This window comes from Mesorhizobium oxytropidicola (assembly GCF_056174625.1).
Window position 1 is genome coordinate 5,512,888 of record NZ_CM149692.1, and the last position, 14,026, is coordinate 5,526,913.

At 63.4% G+C, this 14,026-nt stretch carries 16 protein-coding genes and 1 pseudogene; 7 read left to right on the forward strand and 10 right to left on the reverse strand.

Features of this window, described 5'->3' with window-relative positions:
- Nucleotides 1-24 precede the first annotated feature (24 nt).
- From purM to AC0V8S_RS27785, 4 genes and pseudogenes are all read left to right on the forward strand, one after another.
- The gene (purM, locus tag AC0V8S_RS27770) at nt 25-1,134 is read left to right on the forward strand and encodes a phosphoribosylformylglycinamidine cyclo-ligase (RefSeq protein ID WP_183458016.1); all 1,110 of its coding nucleotides are present in this window, start codon (nt 25-27) and stop codon (nt 1,132-1,134) included.
- Nucleotides 1,131-1,837, forward strand: a pseudogene (purN, locus tag AC0V8S_RS27775) (phosphoribosylglycinamide formyltransferase). The gene purM and the pseudogene purN overlap by 4 nt, the downstream one beginning before the upstream one ends.
- A gap of 12 nt (nt 1,838-1,849) precedes the next feature.
- Nucleotides 1,850-2,191, forward strand: coding sequence for a hypothetical protein (locus tag AC0V8S_RS27780; RefSeq protein ID WP_475434607.1), 342 nt, complete (start codon nt 1,850-1,852; stop codon nt 2,189-2,191).
- Entirely contained in the window at nt 2,191-2,700 is a 510-nt protein-coding gene (locus AC0V8S_RS27785) for a SixA phosphatase family protein (protein ID WP_475434609.1), read from the forward strand. Before AC0V8S_RS27780 ends, AC0V8S_RS27785 begins: the two co-directional genes overlap by 1 nt.
- Nucleotides 2,701-2,756: 56 nt before the next feature.
- Here AC0V8S_RS27785 and AC0V8S_RS27790 read toward each other — a convergent pair whose 3' ends face one another.
- On the reverse strand, nt 2,757-2,996 hold the full coding sequence (locus tag AC0V8S_RS27790; protein ID WP_475434611.1) for a DUF680 domain-containing protein: 240 nt from the start codon (nt 2,994-2,996) through the stop codon (nt 2,757-2,759).
- A 227-nt stretch (nt 2,997-3,223) separates the two neighbouring features.
- Nucleotides 3,224-3,457, reverse strand: a complete 234-nt coding sequence (locus AC0V8S_RS27795) for a DUF680 domain-containing protein (protein ID WP_475434613.1) — start codon at nt 3,455-3,457, stop codon at nt 3,224-3,226.
- 481 nt (nt 3,458-3,938) lie between these two features.
- Here AC0V8S_RS27795 and AC0V8S_RS27800 point away from each other — a divergent pair, with 481 nt between their 5' ends.
- Both AC0V8S_RS27800 and AC0V8S_RS27805 read left to right on the forward strand, forming a co-directional pair.
- Nucleotides 3,939-4,607: a response regulator gene (locus AC0V8S_RS27800; protein WP_475434615.1), complete on the forward strand. Its 669-nt coding sequence runs from the start codon at nt 3,939-3,941 to the stop codon at nt 4,605-4,607.
- Complete coding sequence (locus AC0V8S_RS27805; RefSeq protein WP_475434617.1) at nt 4,597-5,955, forward strand: sensor histidine kinase; 1,359 nt, start codon at nt 4,597-4,599, stop codon at nt 5,953-5,955. The genes AC0V8S_RS27800 and AC0V8S_RS27805 overlap by 11 nt, the downstream gene beginning before the upstream one ends.
- 8 nt (nt 5,956-5,963) lie before the next feature.
- On the opposite strand, the gene AC0V8S_RS27810 is transcribed toward AC0V8S_RS27805, so the two are convergent.
- The 6 genes from AC0V8S_RS27810 to AC0V8S_RS27835 form a co-directional block, all read right to left on the reverse strand.
- Complete coding sequence (locus tag AC0V8S_RS27810; RefSeq protein ID WP_183458004.1) at nt 5,964-6,842, reverse strand: ABC transporter permease; 879 nt, start codon at nt 6,840-6,842, stop codon at nt 5,964-5,966.
- 11 nt (nt 6,843-6,853) lie between these two features.
- Nucleotides 6,854-7,663: an ABC transporter ATP-binding protein gene (locus tag AC0V8S_RS27815; protein WP_183458002.1), complete on the reverse strand. Its 810-nt coding sequence runs from the start codon at nt 7,661-7,663 to the stop codon at nt 6,854-6,856.
- Between the two features lie 105 nt (nt 7,664-7,768).
- Entirely contained in the window at nt 7,769-8,725 is a 957-nt protein-coding gene (locus tag AC0V8S_RS27820; RefSeq protein WP_432421270.1) for an ABC transporter substrate-binding protein, read from the reverse strand.
- 241 nt (nt 8,726-8,966) lie between these two features.
- A complete protein-coding gene (dapB, locus tag AC0V8S_RS27825) occupies nt 8,967-9,743 on the reverse strand; it encodes a 4-hydroxy-tetrahydrodipicolinate reductase (protein ID WP_475434619.1) in 777 nt (258 codons plus the stop codon).
- A gap of 8 nt (nt 9,744-9,751) precedes the next feature.
- Nucleotides 9,752-11,845: an ATP-dependent helicase gene (locus AC0V8S_RS27830; protein WP_183457996.1), complete on the reverse strand. Its 2,094-nt coding sequence runs from the start codon at nt 11,843-11,845 to the stop codon at nt 9,752-9,754.
- 54 nt (nt 11,846-11,899) lie between these two features.
- Nucleotides 11,900-12,073: a hypothetical protein gene (locus AC0V8S_RS27835; RefSeq protein ID WP_475434621.1), complete on the reverse strand. Its 174-nt coding sequence runs from the start codon at nt 12,071-12,073 to the stop codon at nt 11,900-11,902.
- A gap of 128 nt (nt 12,074-12,201) precedes the next feature.
- Here AC0V8S_RS27835 and AC0V8S_RS27840 point away from each other — a divergent pair, with 128 nt between their 5' ends.
- Entirely contained in the window at nt 12,202-12,348 is a 147-nt protein-coding gene (locus AC0V8S_RS27840; protein WP_475434623.1) for a hypothetical protein, read from the forward strand.
- 33 nt (nt 12,349-12,381) lie between these two features.
- Here the strand turns inward: AC0V8S_RS27840 and AC0V8S_RS27845 are convergent, their stop codons facing one another.
- Both AC0V8S_RS27845 and AC0V8S_RS27850 read right to left on the reverse strand, forming a co-directional pair.
- Nucleotides 12,382-12,555 carry a hypothetical protein gene (locus tag AC0V8S_RS27845; protein ID WP_244661617.1) on the reverse strand — a complete coding sequence of 58 codons (174 nt, stop codon included), beginning with the start codon at nt 12,553-12,555 and terminating at the stop codon, nt 12,382-12,384.
- Between the two features lie 307 nt (nt 12,556-12,862).
- A complete protein-coding gene (locus AC0V8S_RS27850; protein ID WP_183457992.1) occupies nt 12,863-14,023 on the reverse strand; it encodes a M20 aminoacylase family protein in 1,161 nt (386 codons plus the stop codon).
- Nucleotides 14,024-14,026 lie beyond the last annotated feature (3 nt).

Sequence of the window (14,026 nt, forward strand, 5' to 3'; positions counted from 1 at the left end):
CCGCAAACGAGCAGGAAAATTGCGATGAGCAAGCGCGAAACAAGCCAGCCCAAAACGGGCCAGCCCAAAACGAGCAAGCGCAGGAACGGGCTCACCTATGCCGAGGCCGGCGTCGATATTGATGCCGGCAATCTCATGGTCGAGAAGATCAAGCCGCTGGTGCGTGCCACGCGTCGGCCGGGTGCGGATGGCGAGATCGGTGGTTTCGGCGGCTTGTTCGACCTCAAGGCGGCCGGCTTCAGCGATCCGGTGCTGGTTGCCGCCAATGACGGTGTCGGCACCAAGCTCAAGATCGCCATCGATGCCGGCAAGCACGATACGATCGGCATCGACCTCGTCGCCATGTGCGTCAACGACATCGTCGTGCAGGGCGCCGAACCGCTGTTCTTCCTCGACTATTTCGCCACCGGCAAGCTCGACCCCGATCAGGGCGCAGCGATCGTCGGCGGCATTGCCGAAGGCTGCCGCCAGGCCGGCTGCGCGCTGATCGGCGGCGAGACGGCGGAAATGCCGGGCATGTATCACGGCAAGGACTATGACCTCGCCGGCTTTGCCGTGGGTGCCGCAGAACGCGGCCAGCTTTTGCCCACGGACGACATCGTCGAAGGCGACGTGCTTTTGGGCCTCGCTTCCTCGGGCCTGCATTCGAACGGTTTTTCGCTGGTGCGCCGCATCGTCGCCGCAAGCGGCCTTTCGTGGAGCGATCCGGCGCCGTTCAACGACGACGCGACACTGGCCGAGGCGCTGCTCGAACCGACCCGCATCTACGTCAAGTCGATCCTCAAGGCCATTCGCAACACACATGGCATCAAGGCGCTGGCGCACATCACCGGCGGCGGTTTTCCCGAAAACATTCCGCGCGTGCTGCCCAAGGATTTTTCGGCCGAACTCGATCTCGAAGCCATCGACGTACCAGCGGTGTTCTCGTGGCTGTCCAAGACCGGCGGTGTGGCGCCCGAAGAGATGATGCGCACCTTCAATTGCGGCATCGGCATGATCCTGGCGGTCGCCTCTGGCCAAGCGGCGCAAGTCGCCGCCGTGCTGCAGGAAGCCGGCGAGACGGTAACGCCGATCGGTCGCATCGTGCCGCGCCGCGACGCCGGCGTCATCTATCGGGGTTCGATCGGCCTATGAGCAGAAAACGCACGGTCGTCCTGATCTCGGCCGCGGTTCCAACATGACCGCGCTGATCGCGGCGGCCAGCGACCCGGCCTTTCCAGCCGAGATCGTCGGCGTCATTTCCGACAAGGCTGATGCCGCCGGCCTCGGCGTCGCCAAGGCGCGCGGCATCGCCACGCAGGTCATTTCGCGTGCCGGCCATGGCAGCAAGCAGGCGCATGACGCGGCGATCGACGCGGCGCTCACGGCCTTCAACGCCGAGATCGTGGCGCTGGCCGGCTACATGCGCATCCTCTCCTCCGGCTTCGTCCAGAAATGGCAGGGCCGGATGATCAACATCCACCCTGCCCTGCTGCCGGCATTCAAGGGCCTCGACACCCATGCGCGCGCGCTGGCCGCCGGCCTGCGCATCCATGGCTGCACCGTGCATTTCGTCACGTCGGAAATGGATGACGGGCCGATCATCGCCCAGGCGGCCGTGCCGGTGATGGTCGGCGACAATGCCGATACGCTGGCTGCTCGAGTACTGAAGGCCGAGCACCGGCTCTATCCGCTGGCGCTCGGGCTGGTCGCCGAAGGCAAGGCGCGCATGGAAGCCGGGCGCACGGTGCTTGCCCACTTTGCCGACGATGCCGACAACGGCACGTCGGTGGTGATGGCGCCCGATCCGCTGCGCGAGGAAGCCGATCTGGAGCATCTGGCGCGGATTACGCCCTGAGGGCCGAGGCCAATGGACGTTTTCGACAGTGCGATCCGGACGAAAGGCGACCTGGCCGGGGTCTTTGAGTATGACGAGGCCGGAGACCCGCAAAACGCCACTGCGTATTTTTACCTCTATCGAGCACAAGGCGACGAGTCAGGCTCCGTCGTTGATGCAATTCATATACGATCGGGCGCATGGACCATCAGCGGATCGGATATCGTCGTCCGGTGGGATAAGGATGAGCGGCGCGTTGGGCTGTTTATCTTCGGTGCCCTTTCCGCAGCTTTCGATACCCAAGCCGGCACTAAGCACGGCGGCGGATATGGCAAGGACTTTCATGCCGACATTCCATGGCCGGACTCAAATTGATGAAACAGCTTCTTCTCCTGCGCCATGCCAAATCGAGCTGGGACGACCCTGCTCTCGATGATTTCGACCGACCGCTCGCGCAACGCGGATTGAAGGCGGCCCGATTGATCGGGCGGGAGCTTGCAGCGCGCGACTGGCTGCCGGATCAGGTGCTGGTGTCGTCGGCGTTGCGCACTCGCGACACCTGGCGGCTGGTCGCGGCGGAATTGCCGACGCATCCCCGGGTCGTGTTTGTCGATGCGCTCTATGAGGCTTCGGCGGCGGGTATTCTGAGCCAGATTCGTCTGGCCGAGCCGTCGAGCGGTTGCCTGGCGGTGGTCGGCCACAATCCGGGCTTGGGGGATCTGGCGAAACAGCTTGCCGGCTCAGGCTCGGAGACCAAAGCACGCAAGAGGCTCGAGGAAAAGTTTCCGACCGCAGCCCTCGCGCGCTTCGTCTTCGATGGCGACTGGTCTGGCCTTTCGTCCGGGCGGCTGACGCATTGCCTGCGTCCAAAGGATCTGAGCTAGAGCAATTCCATGCCGGGCGGCTGCAGGCCAAGCCCGTCGTACGCGCGCTGGAAACGTTAGTTCCCCCAGATACCCTGGCCGGATTCCGGCCAGTCGGTGGTGGTCTTCATCCTGGCGTCGGCTGCCTTGTGCCCGGCCATGTCCGTGTTCTTGACCGCGCCGGTAACGGCGTGATCGACGCCGGCAACCGAAGCAATCGGCTGGTTGGCATTATCGGAGCCATAATGGTCACTGCCGGCAAAGGCGCTGCCGGTGACGACGAGGATGGCGGCGATAGCGAGAGCAATCCTGTTCATTTCAATCTCCTGGTTCTTCTGTTGGGCGGCGTCTTGGGAGGACGGTTCCGCTAAGGACAAGACCCCGGTGGGTCCGGTTTTATTCCTGGAGGTGGACGCTTTTCTGCCGGGTGAGACGACCCGCTGCTCAAACCGATGCCAGCCGGTGCCTGCCCTGCTGCGCAAAAAACAAGAGCGACGGGCCAAGCCCACCGCTCTTTGTTGTCGAGGCCTGCTTGAGCGTTGGCTTAGTTGCCCCAGATCCCCTGACCGGATTCCGGCTGGACCGAATCGGGCGTCAGCTTGAAGCCGTGGTGCTCGACCGGTTTGCGGGTCGAAGCCGTGTAGCTGTGGTCGATGTTGCTCGAGTGCGTGGTAACAGCCGGCTGGTTGACGTTGTCCGAGCCATAATGGTCGCTGCTGGCGAAGGCGCTGCCGGTGGCAACGAGGATGGCAGCTGCGGCAAGTGCGATCTTGGTCATTTAAGTACTCCAGTATTTCTCTTTTCAGTCCGTCTAGTGGCGTGCCCTTGGGAGGAATTTCGCGTCGCTCGGACAGGTCGGAAGTGGGTTTTTCGTTCGTCGACTTCCAATCACGAAGATGTTCCATCACGCACCGAATCCAGACCTTGAACTTCGGCCAGAAGGTCAGGCAAAGACTATTTTATTTATTAATATCATATGGTTATATGGAAACATCCAGCGAACGATGCGGCGATTCACCCAGCCGGCATCCATCATCCGCTCACGGTCCGTCAACATAACTTGAACCGACCGGTTCGATTTGTGGGTGAAAATAGGCCGACCTGAGCCTGTAAGGATCTGCTGTTACCCCTAGCCGCGAGACGCGCATTTTTCTTGCGTTGGGATCGATACTGTCGCTCATTCAAGAGAGATCAGGGGTGCCGCGGCCGATCACGCCCAAAGCGATCCGCTGGGAAATGGATCCGGACTGCCATAGAAGATGCGACTGCTGCTTGTCGAGGACAATCACGAACTGGCCGACTGGCTGGGCAAGACCCTGCGCCAGGCGAATTATGTCGTCGACATCGTCCATGACGGCGAGGATGTCGAGCATGCGTTGGCTGCTGGCGACCACGCGCTTGTCATCCTCGACCTGGCGCTGCCGCGCATGAGCGGCCTGGAGGTGCTGCGCCTGCTGCGGGCACGCGGTAACCGGGTGCCGGTGATCGTGCTGACCGCCAATGCCAGCCTCGACGGCCGGGTCAAGGGCCTCAATGAAGGCGCCGACGACTATCTGGCCAAGCCATTCCAGATCGAGGAGCTCGAGGCCCGTATCCGTGCCCAGCTGCGACGCGCCAATGACCGCACCGCACCTGTCGTTGCCTGCGGCGATCTCGTTTTCGACACCAACACAAGGCTGTTTTCGCTCGCCGGTGAGACGCTGGCATTGACGCCGCGCGAACATGCGGTGCTGGAGCAATTGATGGTCAAGGCCGGGCGTACGGTGAGCAAGGCAGCGCTTTCGGCGGCGATCTACGACTTCGAGACCGACGCCGATCCCAGCGCCATCGAGATCTATGTGCATCGTGTGCGCAAGAAGCTCGAGGGGTCGCGGGTCCGTATCGTCACGTTGCGCGGCCTCGGCTATCTCTTGCGCCATGAGGATTAACAGTCTCCGCTTGCAACTGCTGGCTTGGGTGGTCTTGCCGCTCGTTGGGCTCGTCACCATCAATCTGTGGACCAGCCACCGCAACGCGCTAGCAACCGCGGACCTTGTCACCGACCGCATGCTGATGGGCTCGGCGCGCGCTATCGCCGAACGTGTCGCCGTGGCCGACGGCGTGCTCGACGCAACAATACCACCGGCGGCGATCGAGATGTTCGATACCGGTGATCGCGACAGCGTCTACTACCATGTCAAGGCTGCCGGAGGGCGGCTGCTGACCGGCTACCCGGACCTGCCTGAGGCACCGAAATCCTCCGACACTGAAGCTACCTATCGCGACCATCAGCTGCGGCTGCTTACCTACAGCCATACGGTGGTCGGCGCCGGAGACGACTCGCCGATATCAGTTACCGTTGGCGTCACGCTTGCCGGACACGACGCCATGGTCCGGCGCCTCTGGTTTGGCGCCTTTGCCCAGCAGCTGGCGCTGGTGGCGATTGCCGGCTTGTTCGTTCTGCTGGGCCTGCATCGCGGCCTTGCGCCGTTGATCCGGCTGCGCGACGCGGTGCGCTCGCCCAGCCGCAGCGATCTCGACCCGGTCGAAGTGCCGGGTGCCCAAAACGAGATCCGCCCACTGATCGATGCGCTGAACGCCTATATGGAGCGGGTGCGAGCGCAGATGTCGGCGCAGCGTCGCTTCATCGCCAATGCGGCGCACCAGTTGCGCACGCCACTGGCACTGCTGTCGACGCAAGCGAGCTATGCGCTTCGCGAAACTGTCCCCGACGCGCGCCAGGAGGCGCTGGTGGCGCTGCAGGCAAGCTCCGGCAAGCTGGCGCGGTTGGCCGAACAATTGCTCACCCTGTCACGGGCGGAACCAGGCAGCCGGCGGCCGCGCGCCGACCGCATCGACCTGACCGACGCCGCCCGCCATGTGCTGGAGGCTCAGGCGCCGGTTGCAATCGCCCGCAACATCGATCTTGGCCTGGAAGAGGCCGGCCCCGTGCCGGTCATCGGCGACGGCACCATGCTGCGCGAGATGATCGTCAACCTCGTCGACAACGCGCTGCGCTACTCCTCATCGGGCGGCAGCGTCACGGTGAGGCTGGCGGCCGTCGCTGGCGACGCCGTGCTGACGGTCGCCGACGACGGACCCGGCATCCCGGTGGACGAGCGGGACCATGTGTTCGAGCGCTTCTACCGCATCGCCGGCTCGACCGAGGAAGGCAGCGGGCTTGGCCTCGCCATCGTGCGCGAAGTCGTCGAGAATGCCGGCGGTCGCGTCACCCTCGGGGATAGCGCGACCGGCGGTCTGGTGGTTGAAGTGCGGCTGCCGCTGGCGAGCGGCTAGCGTATGGCTCACTGCGTCTCATTCAGTGGCTGGGGGCGCCATTTTGCGAGGCGGCTCTCGACCATCGTCATCAGGTACTCGGCACCAAGCGCCACCACCATGACGATGACGATCGCAGCGTACATGCCGGCGGCGTCGAAGGACCCTTTGGCGATGTTGATCAGCAGGCCGATGCCGAAGCGCGCGCCGACGAACTCGCCGACAATCGCGCCGATAATGGCAAAGCCGAAGCTGACATGCAGGCTGGCGAAGATCCAGCTCATCGCTGACGGGACAATCACCGAGCGGGTCAGTTGCCAGTTGGATGCGCCGAGGATGCGGGCATTGGCGATCATTGCCCTGTCGGCTTCCCGCACACCCTGAAAGGCATTGTGGAAGACGACGAAGAATACCATCACGAAGGCAAGCGCCACTTTCGAGGCGAGGCCGAGGCCGAGGATCATGATGAAGATCGGCGCCAGAACCACGCGCGGAATGGAATTGATGACCTTGATGTAGATCGAGAAAATGTCGGCGGCCATCCGGTTGCGACCGAGCGCGACGCCGATGATGATACCGGCGACCGAACCGGTCGCGAAGCCGATGACCGACTCCTCCATGGTGACATAGAGATGATACCAGAGCGGCCCCTCGGACGTTCCTTCCGTCGTCCATTCATAGAGCCGCTGCGCGATCGCGCTCGGCATCGCGTAGAAGAACGGATCGATCCAGGCCTCGCGCGCGGCGACTTCCCAAAGGCCGAGAAAGGCAAGGAGGATGGCGACCCGCCAGAACATCACGGTGCGGCGGCGATGCGTAGCCGCCTTCGCGGCGGCAGCTTCGATTTCGGCGTCTGATGTGCCAGGCTTGAAAGCCCCTGCTCTGATGTCGATGGCGGCATCGGTCATGGCTTTCCTCCTCAGGCTGCCGCACGCGCATAGCTGGTCTCGACCTCTTCCTTGAGGTCGGCCCAGATCGTGCGCGAGTAATTGATGAAGCTCTGCTCGTAGCGGATATCGGCGACGACGCGCGGACGCGGCAGATCAATCGTGTAGACCGATTTTACCGTGGCCGGCCCGGCGGTCAGGACATAGACCTTGTCGGCGAGCGCAATCGCCTCTTCGAGGTCATGTGTGACGAAGACCACGGAAGCCTTTGCCTGCGACCACAGCCGCAGCAATTCCTCGTGCATCAGCACGCGCGTCTGTACGTCAAGCGCCGAAAACGGCTCGTCCATAAGCAGGATCTCCGGGCCGTTTATGAAAGTCTGGGCCAGCGCCACGCGCTTGCGCATACCGCCGGAAAGTTGGTGCGGATAATGGTGCTCGAAACGCGACAGGCCGACGCGCGCCAGCCAGTCGCGCGCCGCGGCCGTGGCGTCCGACTTCGCCCTGCCGCGAAAAAGCGGGCCGGCCATCACATTCTCGATCACGGTTCGCCAGGGGAACAAAGCATCGCTCTGGAAAACAAAACCGATGCGCGGGTCTATCCCCTTGACCGGCGCGCCCATGACACGAACCTCGCCGGCACTTGGGCTTGCCAATCCAGTGACCAGGTTGAGAGTGGTGGATTTACCGCAACCGGTCGGGCCGACGACGGCGACGAATTCGCCGCGCTCGACGGTCATGGTGAAATCGCGTAGCGCCGTCAGCGATTTGCCGGTGGGCGAGAGGAAGCGACGGCTGACATTGATCAGCTCAATCGCTGGTGTGGTCTTTTCAGGGGCCATGGTGGAACTCCAGATACGAGCGGGCGCCGCCGTCGGCCAGGGCCGCCGGACATTAAGAGCTGACGATTGCCGGCGCGATGTCGCGCATCGCGCCGGCTCGGCCTGCTACTTGGCGTTCTTGACGAATTCCGAGGTGTAGGTCTTTGAGAGGTCGATCTGCTTGCCCTGCAGTTCCTTCTTGAAGGCTGAAAGAACCGTCAGCACCGTCTCCGGCCCACCTGCAGGCATGATCCCGTCGGGGGTGAACATTGCCTTGCCGGCATCGAGGGCCTTCACGTAGCCTTCCTTGTCGCCGACATAATAGTCCTTCGGCATCTTGTCGGCGATCTCGGCGCCGCTATGCGTGTTGATGAACTTCTGCGTCTTGACGAAGGCATTGGCCAGCTTCTGCACGATGTCCTTATGCGCTTCGACCCAGTCGGTCTGCATATAGAGCGAGGCAGCCGGGTAGGTACCGCCGAGCGCGGCCTTGGTGCCCTCCATTGTGCGCATATCGATAAGAACGGTCGCTTCGCCGGTTTTCAGCAGGCGGGTGATCGTCGGCTCGGTCGTCATGCCGGCCTGGATCTTGTCCTGCTGCATGGCGGCGATGAAGGTGGTGCCGGCGCCAACCGGAACCGAGGTGAAATCCCCGAGCTTCAAGCCGTTCTTGACGGCGAGATATTCCGTAAGAAAATTCGTCGATGAGCCCAGACCGGTCACGCCCAGGCTCTTTCCCTTGAAGTCGGCGGGTGATTTGATCTCCGGATGTTTCGTCGAAACCAGCTCGACCTCGCCCGGCGCCTGACTGAACTGGACGATGGATTCGACGAATTTGCCCTTGGCCTGCAGATCGATGCAGTGATCGTAGAAGCCGACAACCCCTTGCACGGCACCGGCGAGCATCTCGTTTTCGGCGTCGACGCCGGCCGGTTCATTCAGCAACTCGACGTCGAGGCCCTCGTCCTTGAAGTAGCCGAGCGCCTCGGTCAGCTTGGCGGGCAGATAAATCTGTTTCTCGTAACCGCCGACCATGATGGAGATTTTTTCGTCGGCGCGTGCGGATGGCGCGGACAAGGCCATGGTGGCGACGAGTGCGGTTGTGGCGGCTGAATCAAGCAGAATTCGCGCGAGCGACATGGCCTCTTCCCTTTGTTCGTTTACCGCGCCCCTCTCTCCCATCGCTTTTGCGCGACAATATGGGGACGCCAGTCAACAGTTATGGCACCAACCTTTCATCCAGCTTTCAAGGAAAAGCTGAAAATCAAAGCTTACGGATTGGTAAGCCGCGGCTAGCGAACATGCCGCGACAACGCACGCCTGCTCAATCGTTCAGCCCAAGAACGTCGCGCATATCGTATTCGCCGGGCGAGCGTCCCGCCACCCAAAGTGCCGCGGCAATGGCGCCACGGGCGAACATGATGCGGTCGCCGGCCGCATGCGACAGAGTAACAAGCTCGCCTTCGGCACAGAAGCTGACGCTGTGCTCGCCGATGATGCTGCCGCCGCGAACCACTGCAAAACCGATCTCGCCGGCCGGACGCGCACCGGTGACGCCGTCGCGAACGCGCCTTGCGACCGCGTCCAGTTCGACGCCGCGTCCACCGGCAACGGCCTGGCCCAGCATCAGCGCGGTGCCCGACGGCGCGTCGATCTTGTGGCGATGATGCGCCTCGAAAATCTCTGCATCCCAATCTTCGGCAGCGAGTGCCCTCGCCGCCTGCTCGACCAGCCCGACCAGCATGTTGAGCCCGAGCGAAAAACTGCCGGAGCGGACGATGGGAATCGTTTTCGCGGCGTTGGCGATTGCCGCCAGTTCGGCGGCATCGAAACCGGTCGAGCCGATCACCAGGGCCGGTCCGCCGCGCTTCGCACAGAAGCTCGCCAGATCGGCGGAGGCGGCCGGTGTGGTGAAATCGATCACTACATCGGCCAAGGCAAGCGCCTCGTCGCGGCTCACCAGCCCATCGCCCGCATTGCCTGGCCGGTGGAAGCGTGCAACGAGCGCCAGCCGCGGATGGGCCTGCACAGCCTCCGCCATCTGGCGGCCCATGCGTCCCAGCGCGCCGGCGAGGGCAATCCGGATCGGCGGTTGGGACATAATTTCAGCTATTTCCACATGCCGCGCATGCGCGCGCCGATATCGACGCGCACTTCCGGCCGGGGCGCCCTGCCTTGCGCCGCTTGCGCGCTCGGCCACAACACCTGCTGGAACGCGGCGAGGATCGAGGCCGGGATGAAGCGGGTGCGCGAGGCATAGAGGTGGCGGTCGCCGCGCGCCGCCTGGCCGTGCGGAAAGAAACGCTGCGGCATGACGAGGTTGAGATTGTCCTTGGCCCGCGTCATCGCCACGTAGAGCAGCCGGCGCTCCTCCTCGATATCCTCCTTGGTGCCGACACCGAGATCGGCCGGAATGCAGCCATCGACCGTATTGAGCACGAAGACATTCTTCCACTCCTGGCCCTTGGCCGAGTGGATGGTCGACAGGATCAGATAATCCTCGTCGCGATGCGGCGGTCCGGCCTGGTCGCTGGTCGCGTCCGGCGGATCGAGCGTCAGTTCGGTCAGGAAGCGTTCGCGCGAGGCGTAACCCGAGCCGATCTGCTCGAGTTGCAAAAGGTCGGCGCGCCGGGTGATCGCGTCCTCGTGGATGCGCTCCAGATGCGGCTCGTACCACAGCCTGACCTGCTCTAGATCGGCCGGCCATTTGGCGCCGGCCCGCAGGCCGGCATAGAGCGAGACGAAGCCCGGCCAGTCATCCGCCGCGCGCTGCGGCGGCCGCCAGCCGGCGAGGCCCATCGCCTCATCCAGCGCCGTGGTCATCGTCTCGACAATCTGTCCGGCAGCTGAAGGGCCAATGCCCGGCATCAGCTGCAGCACGCGGAAACCGGCGACGCGGTCGCGCGGGTTTTCGGCAAAGCGCAGCACCGCCAGCACATCCTTGACGTGCGCGGCATCGAGGAATTTCAGGCCACCGAACTTGACGAAGGGAATGTTGCGCCGCGTCAGCTCGATTTCGAGCGGCCCACTGTGGTGCGAGGCGCGAAACAGCACCGCCTGCGATTTCAGCGCCGTGCCGGCCTCTCGCTCGGCGAGGATCGTGTCGCAGACGAAGTTGGCCTGCTCGACCTCGTCGCGCACGGTTACCAGCCTTGGCTTGTCGGTTGATTTGCGCTCCGACCAAAGGTTCTTCGTAAAACGCTCCGAGGCCTCGCCGATGACCGCATTGGCGGCGGCCAGAATGGTCTCGGTCGAGCGGTAATTGCGCTCCAGCATCACCACATGGGCGGCCTGCGCGAATTGGTTGGGGAAGTCGAGGATGTTGCGCACCTCGGCGGCACGGAAGGAATAGATCGACTGCGCATCGTCGCCGACCACCGTCAGCCCGGCGCCGTCGGGTTTGAGTGCCATCAGGATCGAAGCCTGCAGCCGGTTGGTGTCCTGGTATTCGTCGACCAGCACGTGGTCGAAACGCCCGCCCAGATGCGCCGCGATTTCCGGCTCGGCCGCCATCTGCGCCCAGTAGAGCAGCAGATCGTCGTAATCGAGCACGTTCTGCGCCTGCTTGGCCTCGACGTAACCGGCGAACAGCTGTTTCAACTGCTCGGCCCAGCCGGCACACCAGGGGAAGGCGGAGCCTAGCACTTCGCCGAGCGGCGCCTGCGCGTTGACGGCGCGCGAATAGATGGCAAGGCAGGTGCCTTTGGTCGGAAAGCGCGCCTCCGTCTTGGAGAAGCCGAGTTCGTGGCGCACGAGATTCATCAGGTCGGCCGAATCCTCGCGGTCATGGATGGTGAAGGCCGGATCGAGGCCGATCTCCAGCGCATAGTCGCGCAACAGCCGCGCACCGATGCCGTGAAAGGTGCCGGCCCAGGTCAGCGCATCGGTGATGACCGCGGCGTCACGGCCGAGCACCTCGCCGGCGATGCGCTCGACGCGCTTGGCCATTTCGGAGGCGGCGCGCCGCGAAAAGGTCATTAGCAGGATGCGGCGCGGGTCGGCGCCCTTGACGATCAAATGAGCGACGCGATGTGCCAGCGTGTTGGTCTTGCCCGAGCCGGCGCCGGCAATGACCAGCAAGGGACCGGCGATCCTGCCGTCGCCATGCTCGACGGCCTGACGTTGGGCGTCATTCAGCCGCGCGAGATAGGCGGGCTGGGCAGTCGATTCCACAAAGGTCGAATCATGGGCGGCGAGGTTCATCGCCCATCAAGCATCGTTTCCGCTTTGTTCGCAACAAAGAAGCGGCACGACGAATTAGCGCCGGGGATCGACACCCATGGCCGCCGATTGGCGGCGCAGAGCGTCGCGGTCACTTCTCGATGCGGGCAGCAACAGGGGATCGATGTCGCCGGGCACGTCATCGGTCATCCTGCGCGCGAGGCGGTAGGTGAGAAAGGCAAAGGTGCCGGCCAGAAGCAAACGGATCATGCTGCGGTCTCCTCTAAGAGAGATCAACCGCAGGCATGGCGTTTTGTTCCCTCAACGCTGGTTCGCAACCAAACCAACATCGCCTCGTTTTGAAACTGGAGGCTCGTTGTAGATTGGAGGCGGTAGCGATGAAAAAGCTAGGATTAATCCTCGTTCTGGTGGCTTTGGCTGTCTCGGCCTGCGACAACAAACTGCCACCGACCAAGGCTCCTGGTGCCGAACAAAGCTCCTACGCCGACAATCCTGTCATGAACGCAGAGACTGTCGGCAAGTAAGGTGTTCGGTGCAACGAGGTTGCAGTCGGAACCTCATGGCATTGCCGCGATGCATTCCTCAAGGCGCTCGAGCCGGAACTTGGCGTTGCGCAGTTCGTGCCCAGCTTCCTGTCGCTGCTGACGGCCCCGGGACGCGGACGCAGCCGTCAGGTTTCTTTCGAGTTCGGCGATGCGCGCACGCACCTGCCGCGCCTCGTTCTGGCGCAACGCCTTTATCCAGCTTCGCCCGTGCATCCGTCTTCCCGCAACCACCCCAAAGACCGGCGGCTTCTATGCCAGCAAGACCCTAACTTCCGGCAAGTGCGAATATTCTAAATTTAATGAGCTCTAATTTAGCAGCCAAGCGTCTCAACGAAGAAGGCCGGCGCCGCTTGGGAGGAGAAGGCGCCGGCCAAGCGGATAAATCAGGTCCGCCGCACAACATAGGTTAGCTGAGTCTTGCCGCTGCGTCATCCGGGATCGCGGATTTCGGCCTTTTCCGGGCGTTTTCCCCGCAAAAGCGCCGACAGGGCTGTCAAACCCCAAGCCGTTGCCTGGCGATGGCGACATGGAAATTCGTGCCGAACACCAGTCCGTCATCATTGAAGTCGTAGCTGGAATTATGGAGGGGTGCCGAGGCCTCGCCATTGCCGAGGAAGACGAAACAGCCCGGCACGTGGTCAAGAAAGCGAGCGAAATCCTCCGACGCTGTCATCGGCTCGCGGGCAATTGCGATATTGCCGGGTTCGAAAACGCTCCTGGCGGCGGCGAAGGCCGCGTCGACCAGTTCGGCGTCGTTGCGCAAAGGCACAAATTCTCTGCTGTAGTTCACCTCGGCGGCAACGTTGTAGGCGGCAGCGGTGCCCTCGGCGATGATGCGCATCTGGCGTTCGATCGCGGCGCTGACCTCGGGGCGGAAGCTGCGCGCATCGCCAAGGATGCGGGCAAGACCGGGTAATGCATTGCGGGTGCCGTCGGTGATCAATTCGGTCACCGAAACCACCGCTATGTCGGCCGGGCTCAGCCGGCGCGAGACGATGGTCTGCAGATTGGTGACCAGCGCGCAAGCGGCGACCAGCGTTTCGTTGCCCGAATGCGGCCGCGCCGCGTGGCCGCCGAGGCCCCTCAGTACGATCTCGAAGTTGTCCTCGGCCGACATTATCGGGCCGGCTCGGGTCTCGAAATGCCCGACAGGCAGGCCGGGCATGTTGTGCAGGCCAAAAATCTCGTCGAAGGGGAAGCGCTGCATCAGGCCATCGTCGAGCATGGCCAACGCGCCCCTGCCCCACTCCTCGGCCGGCTGGAAGATGAAGCGCACGGTGCCGTCGAAACCGCCCTCGCCGGCGAGCAGCTTTGCGGCACCGAGCAGCATGGCGGTGTGGCCGTCATGGCCGCAGGCATGCATCACCCCGGGATTGCCGGAGCGGTATGGCGCGGCCGATTGCTCTGCTATGCGCAGCGCATCCATGTCGGCCCGGAGCGCAATAGCGCGGTTGCCGGTGCCGCGCTTCAGCGTGCCGACGACACCTGTGCCGCCGACACCCTCCGTGACATCGTCGAGGCCGAATTCGCGCAGCTTGGCGGCAACGAAGGCCGCGGTGCGTGTCTCTTCGAAGCCGAATTCCGGGTGTGCATGCAGGTCGCGCCGCCAGGCGGTCATCTCGCGCTTCAGCGTTTCTGGATCGAGTTCAGCCATGTC

Coding starts and splice junctions, on each gene's coding strand:
- purM (WP_183458016.1), top strand. CDS start 25: ATGAGCAAGCGCGAAACAAGCCAGCCCAAAACGGGCCAGCCCAAAACG.
- AC0V8S_RS27780 (WP_475434607.1), top strand. CDS start 1,850: ATGGACGTTTTCGACAGTGCGATCCGGACGAAAGGCGACCTGGCCGGG.
- AC0V8S_RS27785 (WP_475434609.1), top strand. CDS start 2,191: ATGAAACAGCTTCTTCTCCTGCGCCATGCCAAATCGAGCTGGGACGAC.
- AC0V8S_RS27790 (WP_475434611.1), bottom strand. CDS start 2,996: ATGAACAGGATTGCTCTCGCTATCGCCGCCATCCTCGTCGTCACCGGC.
- AC0V8S_RS27795 (WP_475434613.1), bottom strand. CDS start 3,457: ATGACCAAGATCGCACTTGCCGCAGCTGCCATCCTCGTTGCCACCGGC.
- AC0V8S_RS27800 (WP_475434615.1), top strand. CDS start 3,939: ATGCGACTGCTGCTTGTCGAGGACAATCACGAACTGGCCGACTGGCTG.
- AC0V8S_RS27805 (WP_475434617.1), top strand. CDS start 4,597: ATGAGGATTAACAGTCTCCGCTTGCAACTGCTGGCTTGGGTGGTCTTG.
- AC0V8S_RS27810 (WP_183458004.1), bottom strand. CDS start 6,842: ATGACCGATGCCGCCATCGACATCAGAGCAGGGGCTTTCAAGCCTGGC.
- AC0V8S_RS27815 (WP_183458002.1), bottom strand. CDS start 7,663: ATGGCCCCTGAAAAGACCACACCAGCGATTGAGCTGATCAATGTCAGC.
- AC0V8S_RS27820 (WP_432421270.1), bottom strand. CDS start 8,725: ATGGCCTTGTCCGCGCCATCCGCACGCGCCGACGAAAAAATCTCCATC.
- dapB (WP_475434619.1), bottom strand. CDS start 9,743: ATGTCCCAACCGCCGATCCGGATTGCCCTCGCCGGCGCGCTGGGACGC.
- AC0V8S_RS27830 (WP_183457996.1), bottom strand. CDS start 11,845: ATGAACCTCGCCGCCCATGATTCGACCTTTGTGGAATCGACTGCCCAG.
- AC0V8S_RS27835 (WP_475434621.1), bottom strand. CDS start 12,073: ATGATCCGTTTGCTTCTGGCCGGCACCTTTGCCTTTCTCACCTACCGC.
- AC0V8S_RS27840 (WP_475434623.1), top strand. CDS start 12,202: ATGAAAAAGCTAGGATTAATCCTCGTTCTGGTGGCTTTGGCTGTCTCG.
- AC0V8S_RS27850 (WP_183457992.1), bottom strand. CDS start 14,023: ATGGCTGAACTCGATCCAGAAACGCTGAAGCGCGAGATGACCGCCTGG.